We start from the raw sequence: 18,025 nt of genomic DNA, 5'->3' as shown, positions 1-18,025 counted from the left end.
TGTCGTGAGCACCGGACCGACGACCCTGCCCGCGCTCGGCGACAGCGGTCGGCCTGCGCGCCGACGGATGCCGAGACTGCGCGATGCCCGGATCCGGTCCAAGTTGGCGTTGATTCTGGTCGTCCCGGTGGCGGCGGTGATCGCGCTGGCCACGGTCCGCCTGATCTCCGTTGGCGAGGGCGCGTTCGACGCCACCCGGGCGCGGTCACTGACGGCCCTTTCGGTCGACGTCAGTGCCCTGACCCAGGACCTCCAGGCCGAACGGATGGCCGCGGCCGCCTACCTCGCCGCTCCGCAGCAGCCGGCCGACGCGTACAACCTGCGGGTCCGCCAGACGCAGCAGCGGGTGGACGAGTACCGCGCCGAGCGGGGCCGGATCGGCGACGTGCCGACCGCCCTGCGGGACCGGCTGGCCGCCATCGACGACCACCTGGCCACCCTGGACGGCACCCGGCAGGAGGTGCTGGACCGCCGGCAGATGGCGGTCGCCGAGGCGGTGCTCCGCTACGGAGTCATCCTCACCGACCTGGTCTCGTACGGTGACGGCCTGGCCCAACTGCCCGGCGACGAGAGCCTGGCGGACAGCCGCCGCGCGGTCGCCGCGTTCGCCCGCGCCAAGGCTTCCGTCGCCGAGGAAGAGGCCGTCGCCTTCACCGCGCTGACGGCCGGCCAGCTCGACTCGGAGCAGTTCTCCTCCTTCGTGGCGACCTTGACTGGTCAGCAGGAGGCCCTGGTCGCCTTCTCGCTGGCCGCCGACCCGGTGCAGCGCGCCCTGGTCGACAGCACCGTCTCCGGCGACGCGGTCGGCCTGGCCGACCGGGTGGCCACCGACATCACCCGCTCGGTCGGGCAGCGTCCGCTGGTTACCGCTCAGGACGCCACCGCTGCGATCGGCGCGGTGAACGACCTGATGCGCTGGGCCGAGATCCAACTGCAGGACCGACTGTTCCAGCAGGCCGACCAGGCCCGCTCGGACGTCATCCGGCAGGCGGTCGTCGAGTCGGTCCTGGTGCTGTTGACCCTGATCATCGCCGTGTCGCTGGCAGTGGTGCTGGCCCGCTCGCTCAACCACTCGCTGCGCCGACTGCGCGAGGGCGCTCTCTCGGTGGCCAACCACGACCTGCCCGACGCCGTGCAGCGGCTGCAGAACATGGGCAGCGTGGGTGACGGCGGGGTGGACGAGATCGTCCGCCAGGTCCGGGACCCCATCCAGCTCAACACCCGCGACGAGGTCGGTCAGGTGGCGCTGGCCTTCAACGTCGTACACCGGGAGGCGGTGCGGGTCGCCGCCGAGCAGGCGGCACTGCGTACCAGCGTCTCGGCGATGTTCCTCAACCTGGCCCGCCGTAGTCAGACCCTGGTCGACCGGATGATCGGCGAGCTGGACGCGATCGAGCGCGGCGAGGAGGACCCGAAGCGGCTCGCGCAGCTCTTCGAACTGGACCACCTGGCCACCCGAATGCGCCGCAACGACGAGAACCTGCTGGTCCTGGCCGGCGCCGACTCCGCCGCACCGCGTCACGACAACGCGCTCGTGGTGGACGTGCTGCGCGCCGCCCAGTCCGAGGTTGAGCTCTACAACCGCATCGAGTTCGGCACCGTGGACACGGACATCTCGGTGGCCGCGCACGCCGTCAACGACGTGGTACGCCTCGTCGCCGAACTGCTCGACAACGCCACCCGGTTCTCGCCGCCGAACACCACTGTGGTCGCCGACGGTCGCCGGATCCGCGACTACGTGCTGATCCAGATCGAGGACCGCGGGCTCGGCCTCACCGACGACCAGCTCGACTCGCTCAACCGGCGGCTGGCAGCCCCGCCCAGCGTCGACGTCGCCGCGTTCCGACTGATGGGTCTGGCCGTCGTGAGCCGGCTCGCCTCCCGCTACGGCATCCGGGTGGAGTTGCGCCGCAACGTCGAGGGCGGCACCGTCGCCCAGGTGACGTTGCCCGCCGCCACCGTGGTGCTACCCACCAACCGGGGCCGCGAGCAGGTCCTCACACGGCCGCGTCAGCCGATGGCAGTGGAGCAGGCGCCGCTGTCCCCGGCCGGCCACGCTGAGCAGTTCGCCGGTGCCGCCACGACGGCGGCGACGCTGCCCGACCAGTGGCGGACCAGCACGCCGGCACCCGCCCAGTGGCAGTCGCCGCTGAACTCGCGGGACACCACCCCGGCCGTGCAGGCGGGTGGCTACACCGGTCCGCGCTCGACCATGCCACCGGCACCCGCCGCCCCCGCACCCGCCGCCCCGCTCCCACCGGCCCAGCCGGCCTACGGCAACGGCGCGGGCGCCTCGCTGGGCAGCCCGACAGTGGCCTACCCGACAGTCGACCCGCTGCCCCGACGCGGCTCCACCCCGGACACCGCTGACACCGCTGATGGGCGCGGTGCCCAGGGCCTCCCGGTCGGACCGGTCGCCGGACCGAGCACCGTGGCGCCGCCGGTCGTTCCGTCGGTGCCCGCCGCTCCGGTCAGCACCCGGCCCGACTTCCCAGCCGAGGCGCCGATCTTCCGGGAGATGGAGGCGGTCTGGTTCCGGTCGCACGGCGACGACGCCACCGCGATCTTCACCCGGCCCAACTTCGACGAGCCGCCCGCGCCCGCCACCACCGCGGCGGCCGACGCCGGCCTGCGTACCGGCAACGGCGGCCCGCCCAGCGCCGGATCGGTGCCGGCCGCTTCGCCGGCCCGACCGAAACTGCCGACCCGTACCCCGGGCAGCTCCGGCACCGACGGGACGGCAACCCCGGGCGCCGACGGCCTCGGGGCCACAATGGACGGGTTCGGGGCACGGCCGTCGGCACCGCCGACGTACACCCCGGCCCCGGCCGGCCGGACGGCTCCGCCCGCGCCCGCCCCCGCGCCCGCCCCCGACCCGGAGGCCTGGCGTACGGCGGCGGACGAGGGCTGGTCCCGGGCCAGCCGGGCTGCCGAGCCGGCTCCCGCCGGGACCACCCGCTCCGGGTTGCCCAAGCGGGTGCCGCAGGCACAGCTCGTGCCGGGTGGCATCGAACCGAAGAGCGGCCGGGACCGCAGCCGGCGGACGCCGGATGAAGTACGTGGTCTGCTGTCGGCCTACCACCGCGGTGTGCAACGCGGTCGCACGGCCGGAACGGACCTGAACAGCACCTCGACCAAGGAGAGCCGATGAACAGGCCAGCTGCCATGCAGGACATGGGTTGGCTGCTCACCAACTTCGCCGACAGCGTGGCGGGCATCGCCCACGTGGTGGCGGTGTCCGCCGACGGGCTGCTGCTCGCGTCCTCCCGGGATCTGCCGGGAGACCGGGCGGACCAGCTCGCCGCGATCACCTCCGGCGTGGTGAGCCTGACCGAGGGCGCGGCCCGGATGTTCAGCGCGGGCGGGGTGTTGCAGACAGTCATCGAGATGGACAGCGGGTATCTCTTCCTGATGTCGATCAGCGACGGCTCCTCGATGGCGGTGCTGGCCGCCCGCAGCTGCGACGTGGGCCAGGTCGGCTACGAGATGGCGCTGCTGGTCGAGCGGGTGGGTGCCGCGCTGGTGCCGCTGCCGCGCGACGCGGTGCGCTCTTAGCACCGGAAGGCGGCGCTCGTTCCGAGCGCCGGACCAGGGACGAGAGGCGGCGCAGTCCGGCTCAGCAGGGGACGAGGAGGTGATCGGGAATGGACCAACGACGCGCTGACCCGCGTGGCGCGCTGGTGCGTCCGTACGCGGTCACCCGTGGTCGTACCGAGCCCCGGCAGGACATCGCTCTTGAGGCCGTCCTGACCGCCTCTCCCACCCAGGTCGCCGAGTCCCGCTTCGCCGGGCACGACAAGCACCGCATCGCCACGGTCTGTGAGGGCCGAGCACAGTCGCTGGCGGAGATCGCCGCGTATACCCGGATGCCGCTGGGCGTCGCCCGGGTGTTGGTCGCCGACATGGTGGCCGAGAGCCTGCTGACGTTACACACTGCTGCTCCCGCCGAGGGGTTCGAGGAGCGGATGGAACTGCTTGGAAGGGTGCTAAGTGGACTTCGCAGGCTATGACCCCGCAGGGGGGCGGCCGGGCCGGGGAATCGTCTCCGCGAAGATCGTCGTCGCGGGCGGCTTCGGCGTCGGTAAGACAACACTGGTCGGGGCGATCTCCGAGATCACACCCCTGACCACCGAGGCGTTGATGACCGCGGCGGGTGTCGGCATCGACGATCCGTCCAAGGTGCCGGGCAAGGAGACCACCACGGTCGCCATGGACTTCGGCCGCATCACGATGGCCCAGGACCTGATCCTGTACCTCTTCGGTACACCGGGTCAGACTCGGTTCTGGTTCATGTGGGACGAGATCATCCGGGGGGCGGTGGGTGCCGCCGTGCTGGTGGACACCCGCCGGATCACCGACGCCTTCGCCCCGCTGGACTACTTCGAGAACCGCAACCTGCCGTACGTGGTGGCGCTGAACAAGTTCGACGGCGCACCGCAGTACGAGGCCGAGGAGGTCCGCGAAGCGCTGGCCATCTCGCCGCAGGTGCCGCTGGTGATGACCGACGCCCGGCAGCGGGACTCGGTCAAGCAGGTGCTGGTGACGGTGGTCGAGCACGCCATGCTCCGGCTCCAGTCGGAGCACGGGCGGGGCTTCCCGACGCCGGTCGGCTGAAACGTCGCGTCACGGCCGGCTCGCGACGGCCGGCCGTGACGCCTTCAGGGCGTGTGGCGATGCCCCTCTGCCGGACCGCCGTCTGGCCTCGACCGGGGACTTCGGCGCACTCCCTAGTCGACCCGGAGTCGGTAGCCGCGCTTCACCACTGTCTGCACCACGCGGGGTGCGCGCAGGCCGGCCCGTAGCCGGGCGACGGCCATCTCCACGGCGTGCTCGTCCGCGCCCCGGGGCAGCGTCCTCAGCAACGCCGTGCGGGACAACACCCGACCCGGGGTCTGGGCCAGCGCCCGCAGCACCGCCATCGGCGCGGGCGCGAGTGGCCGCAGCTCGCCGTCGATCACTGCGGCGTGCCCGCGCAACGTGAGCAGGTGCCCGCCGGCCTTGAACGTCACTGTCCGGCGGGGCAGCTCGTCGACGATGGTCCGCACCAGCGCGCCCAACCGGGCCCGACCGGGCGCGCTCACCGGCACCCCGTGCCGCAGCAGCGGCTCGGCGGTCACCGCCCCGACGCAGCTGACGAGCACGTCGCTGCGCAACGCGGACAGCACCGCGTCGGTGCGGTCCCCGGCGGCCCGCAGCAACGCCTCGGCCGCCGGCGCCGAGGTGAACGTCACCGCGTCCACCAGCCGACCGGCGATCAGGTCGATCAGCCGGTGCAGCGGCGCCGGATCGGTCGGCGGCGCCCAGCGGTAGACCGGCACCTCGATGACAGTGGCGCCCGCCGCCTCCAGCGCGAGCGTGCACTCGGGCTGCCGCTCGCCGTGCAACTGCATGGCGATGACCTGCCCGGCCACGCCGCGCCGACGCAGGTGGTCGACCACCTCGTCGCAGCTTTCCGAGGCGGGCGACCACTGGTCGTGCAGCCCGGCGGCCCGGATCGCGCCGCGTGCCTTCGGGCCGCGCGCCACCACGTACGAGCTGGCCAACACGGAGCGCAGCGGCTCGGCCAGCCCCCAGCCCTCGGCCGCCTCCAACCAGCCGCGCATGCCGATGCCGGTGTTCGCCATCAGGATGTCCGGCGGCTGGTCGAGGCAGGCGCGGGTCGCCTCGCGCAGCTCGGTGTCGTCAGACAGCGGCACGATCCGCAGCGCCGGGGCGAGCACCACCCGGGCGCCCCGGCGTTCGAGCAGCGCGGCCAACTCGTCGCGCCGCCGGTCGGCGGTCACCCCGATGGTGAAGCCCGCCAGTTCTTCCCGCATCAACCCTCCTGTCGCAGCCGCACCTCGACCAGCCCGTTGCGGCAACGTGCGTCGTGTCGGGCCACTGCCACCCCGGGCAGGTCGAGGCAGTGTCCGCTGCGCAGGTCGTACACCTGCTTGTGCAGCGGTGACGCCACAGTCGGCACTCCGCCACGGCTGCCGACGATGCCCCGGGACAGCACGTACGCCCCGGAGACCGGATCGCGGTTGTCGATGGCGAACAGCTCGTCGGCGGTCCGGAAGAGGGCGATCTGTACTCCGTCGACCAGGGCGGCGACGCCCCGATCCGGTTCCAACCTGTCGAGCAGGCAGACGGTGGTCCAGGTCAGCGTGAGGGTCTGGGTCATCGCCGTACCTCCGGTAGGCCGAGGGTGACCGGTTGCCGGCGGTGACCGTTGGTCGGCTCGGATCCGGTCGGGGACTGGTCGCGTAGGGGAACCGGCTGGCCGCGTTCCCGGGTGAAGGTGATCGACGGGTCCGGTACGTCGGGGGCGTTGACGAAGGAGGTGTAGCGGCGCAGCCGATCCGGGTCGTCCAGGACGTCGCGCCACTCGTCGGAGTACGACGACACGTGGTGGGCCATCGCCGCGTCGAGGTCCTCGCAGAGTCCGAGCGAGTCGTCCACGATCACCGAGCGCAGGTGGTCCAGGCCACCGTCCATCGCCTCGATCCAGCCGGCGGTGCGTTGCAGCCGGTCGGCGGTGCGGATGTAATAAATCAAAAATCTATCGATCATTCGAATCAGTGCCTCTGTCGAAAGATCAGTGGCGAACAGGTCGGCGTGCCGGGGGCGGAAACCGCCGTTACCGCCGACGTAGAGATTCCAACCGGTCTCGGTGGCGATGATGCCGAAGTCCTTGCTGCGCGCCTCCGCGCACTCCCGGGCGCAACCGGAGACCGCCGACTTCAGCTTGTGCGGTGCGCGCAGCCCGCGATAGCGCAGCTCCAGCGCGACCGCCAGCCCCACCGAGTCCTGCACCCCGTACCGGCACCAGGTCTCGCCCACGCACGACTTCACGGTGCGCAGCGCCTTGCCGTACGCGTGCCCGGATTCGAAGCCAGCGTCGACCAGCCGCCGCCAGATCTGCGGTAGCTGCTCCACCCGCGCCCCGAACAGGTCTATCCGCTGCCCACCGGTGATCTTGGTGTAGAGCTGGAAGTCCCGGGCGACCTCGCCGATCACGATCAGCTTCTCCGGGGTGATCTCGCCGCCCGGGATCCGGGGCACCACCGAGTAGCTGCCGTCGCGTTGCAGGTTGGCCAGGAAGTGGTCGTTGGTGTCCTGCAACGACGCCTGTTCACCGTCGAGCACGTGCCCGCTGCCCAGCGAGGCGAGGATCGACGCCACCACCGGCTTGCAGATGTCGCAGCCGCGACCCCGACCGTGCTCGGCGACCAGCCGGGAGAACGTGCGGATGCCACGGACGCGGACGATTTCGAACAGCTCCCGCCGGCTGACGTCGAAGTGCTCGCAGAGCGCGCTGGACTGTGCCACCCCGGCCGCGTCCAGGAGTTGCTTCAGCATCGGCACGCAGGAGCCGCAACTGGTGCCGGCCCTGGTGCACGCCTTCAACGCCGGCACGTCAGCGCAACCGTCGGCGATGGCGGCGTCCACGTCGCCCCTGGTCACCGCGTTGCAGGAGCAGACCTGCGCGGTGGCGGGCAGAGTGCCGGCGTCGGCGCCGCCTCCGTCGGGGGCGAGCAGCGCCAGCGGCGCGGCCGGCAGCGGGCCGCCCACACTGGCCCGCAGCGTCGGGTACGCGCTGGCGTCACCCACCAGGACCCCGCCGAGCAGGGTGTGCGCGTCGTCGGAGAGAACCAGCTTCGCGTAGACCCGGGTGGCCGGGTCGGTGAACGTGACGTCCAGGCAGCCCTCGGTCGTGCCGTGGGCGTCGCCGAACGAGGCCACGTCGACGCCGAGCAGCTTGAGTTTGGTGGCGGTGTCCGCGCCCGGGAAGGTCGCCGCGCCGCCGACCAGCCGGTCGGCCACCACCTCGGCGGTCGCGTACCCCGGAGCGACCAGACCGTGGCAGGTGCCCTCGACAGCCGCGCACTCGCCGACCGCCCAGATCCGCTCGTCGGCGGTACGACAGGTCGCGTCGACAAGCACGCCGCCGCGCGGGCCCAGCGGCAGACCGGCGTCCCTGGCCAACTGGTCCCGGGGCCGGATGCCGGCGGCCACCACCACCAGCTCGGCGTCGAGGGCGGTGCCGTCGGAGAGTTCCAGGGCCGCGACGCCGCCGTCCGGGCCGGAACGGATCGCCGTGGTCGCCACCCCGAGATGCGTCCGTACGCCCAACTCGTCGACGTAGCGGCGGAGCATCGCGCCGCCGGCCTGGTCCACCTGCACCGGCATCAGCCGGGGCGCGAACTCGACCACGTCGGTGCTCAGGCCGAGCAGCCGCAGGGCGTTCGCGGCCTCCAGACCGAGCAGCCCGCCACCGATCACCGCGCCGACCCGCCGGCCCCGCGCGTACGCCCGGATCGCCGCCAGGTCGTCAAGGGTCCGGTAGACGAAGACCCCGGGCAGCTCCGTACCGGCCACCGGCGGCACGAAGGCGTACGACCCGGTGGCGAACACCAACGCGTCGTAGCGGTATTCGCCGACGGCTGTGGTCACCACCTGCCGGTCCCGGTCGATGGCGGTGGCCGGCTCGCCGAGTCGCAGCCGCACCCCGTCGTGCGGGGTGTGCAGGTTGAGTTCGCTCTCGCTCACCCCGTCGAAGTACGCCGAGAGCCGCACCCGGTCGTACGCCGGGCGTCCTTCCTCGGCCAGCACTGTCACCCGCCAGTTGCCGTGTGGGTCACGGGCGCGCAGCGCGTCCACGAAACGCTGCCCGACCATGCCGTTGCCGATGACGACCAGTTCGCCGCCGCTCATCGCGTCACCTCCACCGATTCCGCCTGGCTCAGCCAGTCGACAATGCCGCTCACCGCGTCCCGGCATCCGCCGCATCCGGTGCCGGCCCGGGTCGCGGCCACCACCGCATCGACAGTCCGGGCGCCGGAGCGCCAGCTCCTGACCAGTGCGCCCTTGCTCACCGTGTTGCACTGACAGACCGTTGCCGCGTCCGGCATCAGCGCCGGTGAGGCGGCCGGGGTCGCGCCGACCGCGCCCAGTGCCCGGCCGAGCAGCAGTGCCCGTCGGTCACTCGGCACCGGCTGACCACGGTCGAAGAGTTGGATCACAGTGCCGACCGCCGGGTTGTCGCCGAGCAGGATCGCGCCGATCAGCCGCTCGTCGCGGATCCGCAACCGGGCGTAGGTGCCCCGGGTCGGGTCGGCGAAGGTCAACTCCTCGCCCGGCCCGCCACTGGCCGCCTCACCCATCGAGGCAAGGTCGATCCCGGCGGCCTTCAGCCGGGTCACCACCGGCCGGGGCCGGTACCGGGCCAGTGGGTCCGTCCCGGTCAGCACGTCCGCGAGCACCTGGGCCTGGGCCCAGGCGGGCGCGACCAGCCCGGTGAGCACGCCGTCGTGCTCGGCACAGTCGCCGATCGCCGAGATGGACCGGTCGCTGGTGCGCAGCCGGTCGTCCACCACCACGCCGCGCCGCACCGTCAGGCCGGCGGCCTGCGCGAGGGCGGTGTCCGGGCGTACGCCACAGGAGAGCACCAGCAGGTCGGCGCGGAGCGACGTGCCGTCGGCCAGGTCGAGGCGGACACCGCTGGCATCCGCGGCCACTCCGGTCGCCGACATCCCCAGTTGGACGGTGACGCCGAAACCGGCGAGCGTGCCCGCGAGCACAGCGCCGGCAGCCGGGTCCAGTTGCCGTTCCATCAGGTGCTCTTTCGGGTGCACCACAGTGGTGGCCAGCCCTCGGGTGGCCAGCCCTCGGGCGGCCTCCAGGCCGAGCAACCCGCCGCCGAGCACCAGCGCGCTGCGGGCGCCGTCCGCCGCGGCGAGGATCCGCCGGCAGTCGTCAAGGGTCCGGAAGGGGACCACCCGCTCCGGCAGGTTCGCCGAGTCGAGGCCGGGCAGTGGCGGCACCACCGCACGGGCGCCGGTGGCGAGCACCAGGTGGTCGTACCCGATTCGTTCGCCGTCGTCGGTGCGGACCTCCCGGGCGGACCTGTCGACGGCGATCACCGGTACGCCGCTGCGCAGGTCGACGCCGTGCCCGGCGGCTTCGGTCAGCTCCACGTCCGGCTCGTCGATCCGGCCGGCAAGCAGGGTGGAGAGCAGGATCCGGTTGTACGCGCGGTGCGGCTCGGCCCCGAGCACTGTGACCTTCCGGTCTCCCTCCCGGGCGTGCAGCTCACCGGCGAGGCGCGCGCCCGCCATCCCGTTGCCGACGATGACCACCCGCGCGGTCATGCCTTCTCCACCCGGACCGCACAGATCTTGAACTCGGGCATCCCGGAGATCGGGTCCACAGCGTCGTTGGTCACCGAGTTGGCGCGTCCCGCCCCCGCGTAGTGGAACGGGGCGAACACGGTGTCGGGTCGGATCCCCGCGCTGAGCCGGGCCGGCGCGCTGAACTCACCTCGGCGCGAGGTGACCCGCACCGGGTCGCCGTCGTCGATGCCCAGCCGGCTGGCCAGGTCGGGGTGCAGCTCGACGAACGCCTCCGGGGCGGCGCGCCGCAGCGCGGCCACCCGTCGGGTCTGGGTGCCCGACTGGTACTGCGCCAGCACCCGACCGGTGGTGAAGTGCAGCGGGTACGTGGCGCAGACCTCCTCGGCGGCCGGCCGATGGTCGACGGGGTGGAAGCGGGCCCGGCCGTCCGGGGTGGCGAACCGGTCGACGAAGAGTCGGGGTGTGTCCGGCCCGTCCTCGGTCGGGCAGGGCCAGTAGACCCCGTCGTCGGCGTCGATCCGGTCCCAGCTGATGCCGGCGTAGTCGGCGGCCCCACCGGCGGAGGCGCGGCGCAGCTCGGCGAAGACGGCGGCCGGGTCGGCCGGGAACCGAGCCGCCGCGACGGCGGCCGGTCGCACGCCGGCCGGGTTGGCGTCGGCCGAGTCGGCGTCGGTCGGGCTGGCGTCGGCTGGGGTGGCGTCGGCTGGGGTGGCGTTCGGCGACTCGGCGTCGGCCAGCCGCGCCGCCAGGTCGGAGATGATGGCGAGGTCGGTCCGGACGCCCGGCGGGGGCAGCTGTAGCGCGCGCCGACGCAGCACCCGACCTTCCAGGTTGGTCATGGTGCCGTCCTCCTCGGCCCACTGCGCGGTGGGCAACACGACGTCCGCCAGCGCGGCCGTCTCGGAGAGCAGGAGGTCCGCGACGACCAGCAGGTCGAGGTCGCGCAGTCGGCCTTCGATCCGGGCCGCCCGGGGTGCCGAGACCACCGGGTTCGACCCGAACACCAGCAACGCGCGCGGGCCACCCGGGGTGCCGAGCGAGTCGAGCAGTTTGTAGGCGGGCACTCCCGGGCCGGGCAGTTCGTCGGCTGGCACGCCCCAGACCCCGGCCACGTGCTCGCGGGCCGCCGGGTCGTCGATCCGCCGGTAGCCGGGCAGTTGGTCGGCCTTCTGCCCGTGCTCCCGCCCGCCCTGGCCGTTGCCCTGGCCGGTGAGGCAGCCGTACCCCGAACCGTCGCGGCCGGGCAGGCCGAGGGCGAGGGCGAGATTGACGTACGCGGTGACGGTGTCCACCCCCTTGGCGTGCTGCTCGGCGCCGCGCGCGGTCAGGATGATCACGCGACCACCGGTGCCCAGCGCTCGGGCGGTCGCCTCCAGGTCGGCCACCGGCACCCCGGAGAGCTGTTCCGCGCGGGCCGGCCACCAGGCGGCGACGCCTCGGCGGACCGCGTCGAATCCGGTGGTGCGGTCGGCCACGTAGGCCCGGTCGACCCAACCTTCGGTGAGGGCGATGTGCAGCAACGCGTTGGCCACCGCGAGGTCGGTGCCGGGCAGCGGTTGCAGGTGCAGGTCGGCCTGGCGGGCGGTGGCGGTGACCCGGGGGTCGATGACGATCAGTTTTCCGCCGTCGCGGCGCTGCTCGGTGAGCCAGCGAACCAGCGGCGGCATGGTCTCCGCCGGGTTCGCTCCGACAAGCAGCAGGGTGTCGGCCCGACCCAGGTCGGCGAGGGGGAACGGCAGCCCACGGTCGATGCCGAAGGCGCGCATCCCGGCGGCTGCCGCCGAGGACATGCAGAACCGTCCGTTGTAGTCGATGTGCCGGGTGCGCAGCCCGATCCGGGCGAACTTTCCCAACGCGTACGCCTTCTCGTTGGTCAGGCCCCCACCACCGAATACGGCGACCGCGTCCCGGCCGGCGTCGTCCTGGACGGCGCGGATGCCGGCGACCACCCGGTCGAGCGCGGTGTCCCAGCTCGCCGGGTGCAGTTCGCCGGTGGCCGCGTCACGTACCAGCGGGGTGGTCAGTCGCTGCGGGTGGTCGAGCAATTCGGCGGCGGTCCAACCCTTCTGGCAGAGCCCGCCCCGGTTCGTGGGGAACTGGCGCGGGTGGACCGTGACCCCGGCGTCGTCCGCGCGCAGCGTCATCCCGCACTGCAGTGCGCAGTAGGGGCAGTGCGTCGCCACTTCCCGGGGCGTCAGCCCCGGCGGAGTCGCCGACCGTGCACCGTCTGTCATGTCGGGAAAGCGTGCCGTCGGGCGGTTTCCGGTCCGGGTCCCTTCTGTTTCGGTCCTGTCAAGTGGGGCTCACACCGCACAGGGGCAGCGCGCGCGTTGGAGGGTGCGCCTCGGAGCCTTTGGAGCTGAATCGCTGACGACATCGGCGGTTGATTCGTTTGCGACATCAGCTCCAAGGGGCAGCGCACTTCCGCCTTGGAGGCGGTCAGCGCAGATCGGCCCGGCGTGGTCGGCGGGTCAGAGACAGCCAGCCCAGGAAACGGGCGTGCAGCGCTCGCGGGTCAGGGCGAACGCCCAGGGAGTACAGGTCGTCGACCGCGTCCTGCATGTTCGCCGCCAGATAGAACGCCAGGGCGATCGAGTGGCCGTAGAACTCGGTCGCGAGATGTAGCTGAGCCGGCGGGCAAGGCCAGGCAGCGGCGCAGTTACGGCAGAGCCACGGCGGGCGCATCGGATGGTGCGGGCGAGGGCGGCGCGTCATCCGACCCTCGCCGGGCCGCGCTTGAGGCGCGTGCGGGTGGTCGGGCGACGAGCCACCGGGGCGAGCAGGTCCGGCCAGATCAGGCCCGCGGGCATCACGAACAGGGACCGATGCGCCACCGCGTCACCGTTCGCGGCCAGCTCGTAAGCGTCGATCCACAGCCACCCGTCGTACGTCGGCCAGTCGAGCACGCGAATCACGCGAACGAAGACCGGGCGGATGAACTGCACACTCGCGGCGCGGGTCAGGTGCAGGACGTCACCCGCTTGCGGCTTCCGCGGTGTGGGTTTCGGCGTGGGTCTGCGACCCGGCGGCTCGTCCGGCACGGTGCTCTCCCCTGGTCGTCACTGTAGGAAGGGGCCGCCCCGTGGTGTTTCCCGTGGAGATCTTGGACAGTTTCCGTTCTGACGTAACGGAAACTGTCCAAGATCTGCGCAGGTCCAGGGCGGCCCCGGTACGAACGCGTCCGCCAGGCCCGGATCCCTACCGGCCGCGCCGTCTGCCGACTACATTGCCGAGAGCGATGGGATCAGTACACGACGTAGCTCTATTCCCAGGGACGTTCGGGACGTTCATCGTGGAGGCAGGATGAATCATGCACTTCAGGCGGCCATGGCCGAAGCTGGCGAGACAGCCGAAAGTTTGGCAGCTCAGACGGGCGTTGATCCGAAGACGGCAGCGCGGTGGATAAGCCCGGGACGCGTGCCGCAGCCCCGTCGGCGCGCGAAGCTGGCCGCGCTCCTCGGGAGGGACGTTGGGGACCTCTGGCCGGATGTCCTCAAACGACGTGAGCCGCAATGGCTGCGCGAGTGGGTCGACTGGGAACGCGAGGCCCTCGCGATTCGCTGGTTCGAGCACGCGTGGGTGCCCGGTCTCTTGCAAACCGAGGCGTATGCAAGGGCGACATTGACGGGCGAAGCGTTGACGATGGGCGAAGTTGACGATGTGGTCGCCTCCCGCATCGACCGGCAGGCCATCCTCCGCCGTGAACGCCCGCCCCTGCTGATCGCAGTCGTGCACGAACTTGTCCTGTACCAGTCGGCATACGGCGACCGATCGCTGATGCGCGAGCAGGTTGCCCACCTCGCCGCGTGCGCGGTTCTGCCCTCTGTGCAGGTGCTCGTGGTGCCGCAGGACGTCGGGATGTACCCGGGCCTTGGTGGGGGCTTCATCGTGGCCGAGTTGCCCGACGGTGAGCAGGTCGCACATATTGACAGCCAGGTGCGCGCGCAGATCGTGAATGGGACTCCGGACGTTGTTACGCTGAATCGCAGATGGGAACGCATCAGGAGCGAAGCCCTTTCCCGTCAACAGTCCCTCGACCTGATCAGGAAAGCAGCGGGATCATGGACTTGACCGGCGCACAGTGGCGTAAGAGCACGAAGAGCGGAAACAACGGGGGCTCGTGTGTCGAGGTTGCTGACAACCTCCCTGGCGTTGTTCTCGTCCGCGACACCAAGGACCGCGACGGCGGGACGCTGACCTTCGAGCCGGCGGCCTGGGCTGGTTTCGTCGCCCTGGCGAAGGCGATCGGCACCCTCGGCTAACCAGCGCAGCACGTACGGCCCCCGGTTTCACCGGGGGCCTTTCACGTGTGCGGGGTCGGCGACGCTTACTCAGCAGCGCCTATAATGTGGGAAAGTTGTCTCAAAAGATGGGAGTCCCCGATGAGCGTGACGGACGTCTTCGACGCGGTGGCCGGCACGTACGACGAGTCGCGTAGGCGGCTGATCCCGTGCTTCGACGCCTTCTACGGCACCGCCGTCCAGGTGGCCGCACCGCCGTTGCGGGCCGCGCTCGCCGCCGGACGTACCCCGGAGGTGTTGGATCTGGGCGCCGGAACCGGCCTGCTCTCCCTGCTGCTGTCCGCAGCGGTGCCCGGAGTCCGGCTGACCCTGGTGGACGGAGCGCCGGCGATGCTCGCCCGCGCCACCGACCAGTTGGACGCGCGGTCCGTGCCACATCGAACGGTCCACGCCGACCTGGCCGACGACCTGCCGCCGGGCCGGTACGACGCGGTGGTCAGCGCGCTGGCGATCCACCACCTGGACGACGCCGGCAAGCGTGCGCTCTACCGGCGGGCCGCCGCCGCGCTGGCACCGGGCGGGGTGTTCGTCAACGCCGAGCAGGTCGCCGGCCCGACCCCGGAGCTGGACCGCCGATACGACGAGGTGTGGCAGGAGCGGATCACCGAGCTGGGTGCGTCCCCCGACGAGATCGCGGCCTCCCGGGAGCGGATGCGCCACGACCTCCCGGCCACCGTGGCCGACCAGTGCCGGTGGCTCGCCGAGGCGGGCCTGGCCGACGTCGACTGCTACTTCAAGGAGTGGCGCTTCGCGGTGTTCGGCGGCCGGGCCGGGTGAGCCCCCGGAATGTGCGTTTCGCCGCCCGGGGGTGAGCCGGTGAGCGCACTGATGACTGTTGGTCATACCCGTGGGTAGTCTGCTCGGCATGACTGCCAAGGTGACTCTCTCGTTCACGGACGAGACGATCGAGGAGGCGCGGCGGTTCGCCAAGCGCGAGGGGCTGTCGCTCTCCGCGTGGATGGACCAGGCCGCCCGGGAGAAGGCGCTGCGCGAGGTCTTCACCGCGCATGCCGCTGCCGTGGGCCGCGCCAGCCTGGACCTTGAGTCGGCCGCGCTCGCCGACGCCCGCGAGGTGGGCATGGTCAACGACCTGTTCTCCGGCGGACGGCCGCGTGCTGCGTAGGGGTGAGATCTGGCGCATCGAGGGCGCCCGGGAACGCCTCGGCCTCGTGATCAGCTCGGACGTCTACAACTCCACAGACGTGCCCATCGTGATCGTGGTCGAGGTGGTCGAGGAGTCGCTCCTGCGGGACTCGCCGCTCGCCGTCTCGATGGGCCGGTACGTGGTGATGCCCGACCGGATCTCCTCGCCAATGAAGAAGTGGTTCACCGCGTGCGTGGACGTCGCCGACACCGACACCATGCTGAGGGTCGGCCGAGCGCTGCGCATCCTCCAGCAGCTCTGACCGCAACGGCAGCTATGAGCACGCCGCCCCTGTGGCGTGCTCACCATCGCCACCGGCCCGTGGTGCGATCCCCGTTTCCGGCCCGACCCGCGACGGGCACTGCCAGGTAACCGGGCGTTCCTAGCGTTTCCCCTCGTCACATCGACGAGGAGGAGCCGCCGTGAGCACGCTCACCAGCACCGTAGTCACCGCCGAGCCGCCTGCCGTCACCGGTCGCCGGCAACCGCTGCACGACTGGCGCCCCGAGGACCCGGACTTCTGGCAGGCCACCGGCGCGCCGATCGCCCGGCGCAACCTCTGGGTCTCGATCTTCGCGGAGCACGTCGGCTTCTCGGTGTGGAGTCTCTGGTCGGTCACTGTGCTCTTCCTCGGCCCCGCGTACGGCATCGACCCGGCCGGGAAGTTCCTCCTCACCGCAGTGCCGGCCGCCCTGGGTGCGGTGCTGCGGCTGCCGTACACGCTTGCGGTGGCCCGCTTCGGCGGACGACGCTGGACGATGATCAGCGCACTGCTGTTGCTGGTGCCCGCGGTCCCGATGACGGTGCTGCTGGAGCCCGGGGTCTCCTACACCACCCTGATGGTGCTCGCCTGCCTCACCGGCGTCGGCGGCGGCAACTTCGCCTCCTCGATGGCGAACATCAACCTGTTCTACCCCCAGCGGCTCAAGGGACGGGCGCTCGGGCTCAACGCCGGTGGCGGCAATCTGGGCGTACCCGCCGTGCAGCTGGTCGGCCTGGCGGTCCTCGCCACGGCGGGCGCCGCGTACCCCCGGTTGGTGCCGGCGGTCTACCTGCCGCTGATCGTGCTGGCCGCGCTGGCGGCGGCCCGCTGGTTGGACACGGTGCCCGGGGCGCGCAACGAGCCGGGCGCGTTGCGGGAGGCGGCCCGCGATCCGCACACCTGGGTGATGTCGCTGCTCTACATCGGCACCTTCGGCTCGTTCATCGGCTTCGGTTTCGCCTTCGGTCAGGTGCTCCAGCTCCAGTTCGCCGAGCGGTTCCCGACCCCTGTCGACGCCGCCTGGCTGACGTTCCTGGGTCCGCTGGTCGGCTCGCTGATCCGGCCGCTGGGCGGGCACCTCGCCGACCGGTTGGGCGGGGCACGGGTGACCTTCTGGAACTTCGTGGCGATGGCGGCCGGCGCGAGCACCGTGCTGTACGCGGCGCGGGAGCGTTCGTTCGGGCTCTACCTCGCCGGGTTCCTCGCCCTCTTCGTCTTCTCCGGCGTCGGCAACGGCTCCACGTACAAGATGATCCCGGCGATCTTCCGGGCCCGGTCGGCGGACGCGGTGGCCACGGGTCAGCGTGATCCGGAGGCCGCGGCGCGGTGGGCGCGGCGGATGACCGGCGCGTTGATCGGCATCGCGGGGGCGATCGGCGCCTTCGGCGGGGTGCTGGTCAACATCGCGTTCCGCCAGTCGTTCCTCAGCTCGGGCAACGCCGACGCCGCCTACCTGGCCTTCATCGGCTGGTACGCGTTGTGCTTCGCGGTCACCTGGGTGGTCTTCCGCCGTCCGAGGGCCGGTCGACTCGCCAACGTGTGAGCTGAGACACCCTCGGCGCGTCGCCGCGCGGGACCGCACCCCCGTTTTGACCTGCGGACGGGGCGCCGGGTATCGTTGCCTGCTGTTGTACGACATCCAGAGGCGTGCCCCATCAGGTACGCTTGGTCGTTCGTGCGCGCTGGTCCGGCCTGCTAGATCTGGTCACCTCGGCGCGCGACCCCAGACCGACGACGAGACAAGGTAGACCTGTGCGTACGTACAGCCCGAAGCCGGGTGAGATCGAGCGTCAGTGGCACGTCATCGACGCCTCTGATGTCGTGCTGGGCCGCCTGGCCACCCACGCCGCCACGTTGCTGCGTGGTAAGCACAAGCCGACTTTCGCGCCGCACGTCGACACGGGCGACTTTGTCGTCATCGTGAACGCGGGCAAGGTTGCGTTGACCGGCAACAAGCGCCAGACCAAGGTCGCTTACCGCCACTCCGGTTACCCGGGTGGTCTGAAGCAGATCGGCTACGACGAGCTGCTGACCAAGCGTCCCGAGCGGGCCATCGAGCTGGCCGTGAAGGGGATGCTCCCGCACAACAAGCTCGGCCGTCAGCTGATAAAGAAGCTGAAGGTCTATGCCGGTGCCGAGCACCCGCACCTCGCGCAGCAGCCGGTGCCGTTCGAGATCAAGCAGATCGCGCAGTGAGCGCGGG

General features: G+C 71.7%; 18 protein-coding genes. 11 read left to right on the top strand and 7 right to left on the bottom strand.

All coding sequences use genetic code 11. The annotated features are described in order from the left end of the window. Nucleotides 1–4: 4 nt before the first annotated feature. The 4 genes from AB0B98_RS28410 to AB0B98_RS28395 all read left to right on the top strand — a co-directional run bounded on the left by AB0B98_RS28410 (nucleotide 5) and on the right by AB0B98_RS28395 (nucleotide 4,614). Nucleotides 5–3,151 carry a nitrate- and nitrite sensing domain-containing protein gene (locus AB0B98_RS28410; RefSeq protein ID WP_357366601.1) on the top strand — a complete coding sequence of 1,049 codons (3,147 nt, stop codon included), beginning with the start codon at nucleotides 5–7 and terminating at the stop codon, nucleotides 3,149–3,151. Further along, nucleotides 3,148–3,555 (top strand): roadblock/LC7 domain-containing protein, encoded by a 408-nt coding sequence (locus tag AB0B98_RS28405; RefSeq protein WP_007465177.1) that lies wholly within the window; start codon nucleotides 3,148–3,150, stop codon nucleotides 3,553–3,555. Before AB0B98_RS28410 ends, AB0B98_RS28405 begins: the two co-directional genes overlap by 4 nt. Before the next feature lie 89 nt (nucleotides 3,556–3,644). Next, on the top strand, nucleotides 3,645–4,010 hold the full coding sequence (locus AB0B98_RS28400) for a DUF742 domain-containing protein (RefSeq protein ID WP_007465174.1): 366 nt from the start codon (nucleotides 3,645–3,647) through the stop codon (nucleotides 4,008–4,010). Beyond that, a complete protein-coding gene (locus tag AB0B98_RS28395; RefSeq protein WP_030329978.1) occupies nucleotides 3,991–4,614 on the top strand; it encodes an ATP/GTP-binding protein in 624 nt (207 codons plus the stop codon). The genes AB0B98_RS28400 and AB0B98_RS28395 overlap by 20 nt, the downstream gene beginning before the upstream one ends. Nucleotides 4,615–4,727: 113 nt before the next feature. Here AB0B98_RS28395 and AB0B98_RS28390 read toward each other — a convergent pair whose 3' ends face one another. The 7 genes from AB0B98_RS28390 to AB0B98_RS28360 all read right to left on the bottom strand — a co-directional run bounded on the left by AB0B98_RS28390 (nucleotide 4,728) and on the right by AB0B98_RS28360 (nucleotide 13,156). Continuing rightward, a complete protein-coding gene (locus AB0B98_RS28390; protein ID WP_357366600.1) occupies nucleotides 4,728–5,816 on the bottom strand; it encodes a uroporphyrinogen-III synthase in 1,089 nt (362 codons plus the stop codon). Further along, complete coding sequence (nirD, locus tag AB0B98_RS28385) at nucleotides 5,816–6,163, bottom strand: nitrite reductase small subunit NirD (RefSeq protein ID WP_091402335.1); 348 nt, start codon at nucleotides 6,161–6,163, stop codon at nucleotides 5,816–5,818. The genes AB0B98_RS28390 and nirD overlap by 1 nt, the downstream gene beginning before the upstream one ends. Further along, nucleotides 6,160–8,697 (bottom strand): nitrite reductase large subunit NirB, encoded by a 2,538-nt coding sequence (gene nirB, locus AB0B98_RS28380; RefSeq protein WP_357366598.1) that lies wholly within the window; start codon nucleotides 8,695–8,697, stop codon nucleotides 6,160–6,162. The genes nirD and nirB overlap by 4 nt, the downstream gene beginning before the upstream one ends. Further along, on the bottom strand, nucleotides 8,694–10,133 hold the full coding sequence (locus tag AB0B98_RS28375; protein WP_357366596.1) for an FAD-dependent oxidoreductase: 1,440 nt from the start codon (nucleotides 10,131–10,133) through the stop codon (nucleotides 8,694–8,696). Before AB0B98_RS28375 ends, nirB begins: the two co-directional genes overlap by 4 nt. After that, entirely contained in the window at nucleotides 10,130–12,349 is a 2,220-nt protein-coding gene (locus AB0B98_RS28370; protein ID WP_357366594.1) for a molybdopterin oxidoreductase family protein, read from the bottom strand. Before AB0B98_RS28370 ends, AB0B98_RS28375 begins: the two co-directional genes overlap by 4 nt. A gap of 205 nt (nucleotides 12,350–12,554) precedes the next feature. Further along, nucleotides 12,555–12,830: a hypothetical protein gene (locus AB0B98_RS28365; protein WP_357366592.1), complete on the bottom strand. Its 276-nt coding sequence runs from the start codon at nucleotides 12,828–12,830 to the stop codon at nucleotides 12,555–12,557. Beyond that, the gene (locus tag AB0B98_RS28360; RefSeq protein ID WP_357366591.1) at nucleotides 12,827–13,156 is read right to left on the bottom strand and encodes a hypothetical protein; all 330 of its coding nucleotides are present in this window, start codon (nucleotides 13,154–13,156) and stop codon (nucleotides 12,827–12,829) included. The genes AB0B98_RS28365 and AB0B98_RS28360 overlap by 4 nt, the downstream gene beginning before the upstream one ends. A gap of 262 nt (nucleotides 13,157–13,418) precedes the next feature. Between AB0B98_RS28360 and AB0B98_RS28355 the strand changes: the two genes are divergently transcribed. From AB0B98_RS28355 to rplM, 7 genes are all read left to right on the top strand, one after another. Next, nucleotides 13,419–14,186, top strand: a complete 768-nt coding sequence (locus AB0B98_RS28355; RefSeq protein WP_357366590.1) for a helix-turn-helix transcriptional regulator — start codon at nucleotides 13,419–13,421, stop codon at nucleotides 14,184–14,186. Further along, on the top strand, nucleotides 14,177–14,377 hold the full coding sequence (locus AB0B98_RS28350) for a DUF397 domain-containing protein (protein WP_357366588.1): 201 nt from the start codon (nucleotides 14,177–14,179) through the stop codon (nucleotides 14,375–14,377). Before AB0B98_RS28355 ends, AB0B98_RS28350 begins: the two co-directional genes overlap by 10 nt. Before the next feature lie 120 nt (nucleotides 14,378–14,497). Continuing rightward, on the top strand, nucleotides 14,498–15,193 hold the full coding sequence (locus tag AB0B98_RS28345) for a methyltransferase domain-containing protein (RefSeq protein WP_238667561.1): 696 nt from the start codon (nucleotides 14,498–14,500) through the stop codon (nucleotides 15,191–15,193). Between the two features lie 88 nt (nucleotides 15,194–15,281). Then, entirely contained in the window at nucleotides 15,282–15,539 is a 258-nt protein-coding gene (locus AB0B98_RS28340; protein WP_091403518.1) for a DUF6364 family protein, read from the top strand. After that, nucleotides 15,529–15,822 carry a hypothetical protein gene (locus AB0B98_RS28335; RefSeq protein WP_091402325.1) on the top strand — a complete coding sequence of 98 codons (294 nt, stop codon included), beginning with the start codon at nucleotides 15,529–15,531 and terminating at the stop codon, nucleotides 15,820–15,822. The genes AB0B98_RS28340 and AB0B98_RS28335 overlap by 11 nt, the downstream gene beginning before the upstream one ends. A gap of 160 nt (nucleotides 15,823–15,982) precedes the next feature. Next, nucleotides 15,983–17,365 (top strand): nitrate/nitrite transporter, encoded by a 1,383-nt coding sequence (locus AB0B98_RS28330; RefSeq protein WP_357366587.1) that lies wholly within the window; start codon nucleotides 15,983–15,985, stop codon nucleotides 17,363–17,365. Nucleotides 17,366–17,574: 209 nt separating this feature from the next. After that, nucleotides 17,575–18,018, top strand: coding sequence for a 50S ribosomal protein L13 (rplM, locus tag AB0B98_RS28325; RefSeq protein ID WP_053653864.1), 444 nt, complete (start codon nucleotides 17,575–17,577; stop codon nucleotides 18,016–18,018). The last annotated feature ends 7 nt before the right edge of the window (nucleotides 18,019–18,025 follow it).

It is taken from the genome of Micromonospora sp. NPDC048947 (assembly GCF_040649495.1).
Classification (GTDB): domain Bacteria; phylum Actinomycetota; class Actinomycetes; order Mycobacteriales; family Micromonosporaceae; genus Micromonospora; species Micromonospora alfalfae.
This window is presented reverse-complemented; position numbering and strand designations above follow the sequence as displayed.

Coding starts and splice junctions, on each gene's coding strand:
- AB0B98_RS28400 (WP_007465174.1), top strand. CDS start 3,645: ATGGACCAACGACGCGCTGACCCGCGTGGCGCGCTGGTGCGTCCGTAC.
- AB0B98_RS28355 (WP_357366590.1), top strand. CDS start 13,419: ATGAATCATGCACTTCAGGCGGCCATGGCCGAAGCTGGCGAGACAGCC.
- AB0B98_RS28365 (WP_357366592.1), bottom strand. CDS start 12,830: ATGACGCGCCGCCCTCGCCCGCACCATCCGATGCGCCCGCCGTGGCTC.
- AB0B98_RS28390 (WP_357366600.1), bottom strand. CDS start 5,816: ATGCGGGAAGAACTGGCGGGCTTCACCATCGGGGTGACCGCCGACCGG.
- AB0B98_RS28370 (WP_357366594.1), bottom strand. CDS start 12,349: ATGACAGACGGTGCACGGTCGGCGACTCCGCCGGGGCTGACGCCCCGG.
- AB0B98_RS28340 (WP_091403518.1), top strand. CDS start 15,282: ATGACTGCCAAGGTGACTCTCTCGTTCACGGACGAGACGATCGAGGAG.
- AB0B98_RS28405 (WP_007465177.1), top strand. CDS start 3,148: ATGAACAGGCCAGCTGCCATGCAGGACATGGGTTGGCTGCTCACCAAC.
- AB0B98_RS28375 (WP_357366596.1), bottom strand. CDS start 10,133: ATGACCGCGCGGGTGGTCATCGTCGGCAACGGGATGGCGGGCGCGCGC.
- nirB (WP_357366598.1), bottom strand. CDS start 8,697: ATGAGCGGCGGCGAACTGGTCGTCATCGGCAACGGCATGGTCGGGCAG.
- AB0B98_RS28345 (WP_238667561.1), top strand. CDS start 14,498: ATGAGCGTGACGGACGTCTTCGACGCGGTGGCCGGCACGTACGACGAG.
- nirD (WP_091402335.1), bottom strand. CDS start 6,163: ATGACCCAGACCCTCACGCTGACCTGGACCACCGTCTGCCTGCTCGAC.
- AB0B98_RS28350 (WP_357366588.1), top strand. CDS start 14,177: ATGGACTTGACCGGCGCACAGTGGCGTAAGAGCACGAAGAGCGGAAAC.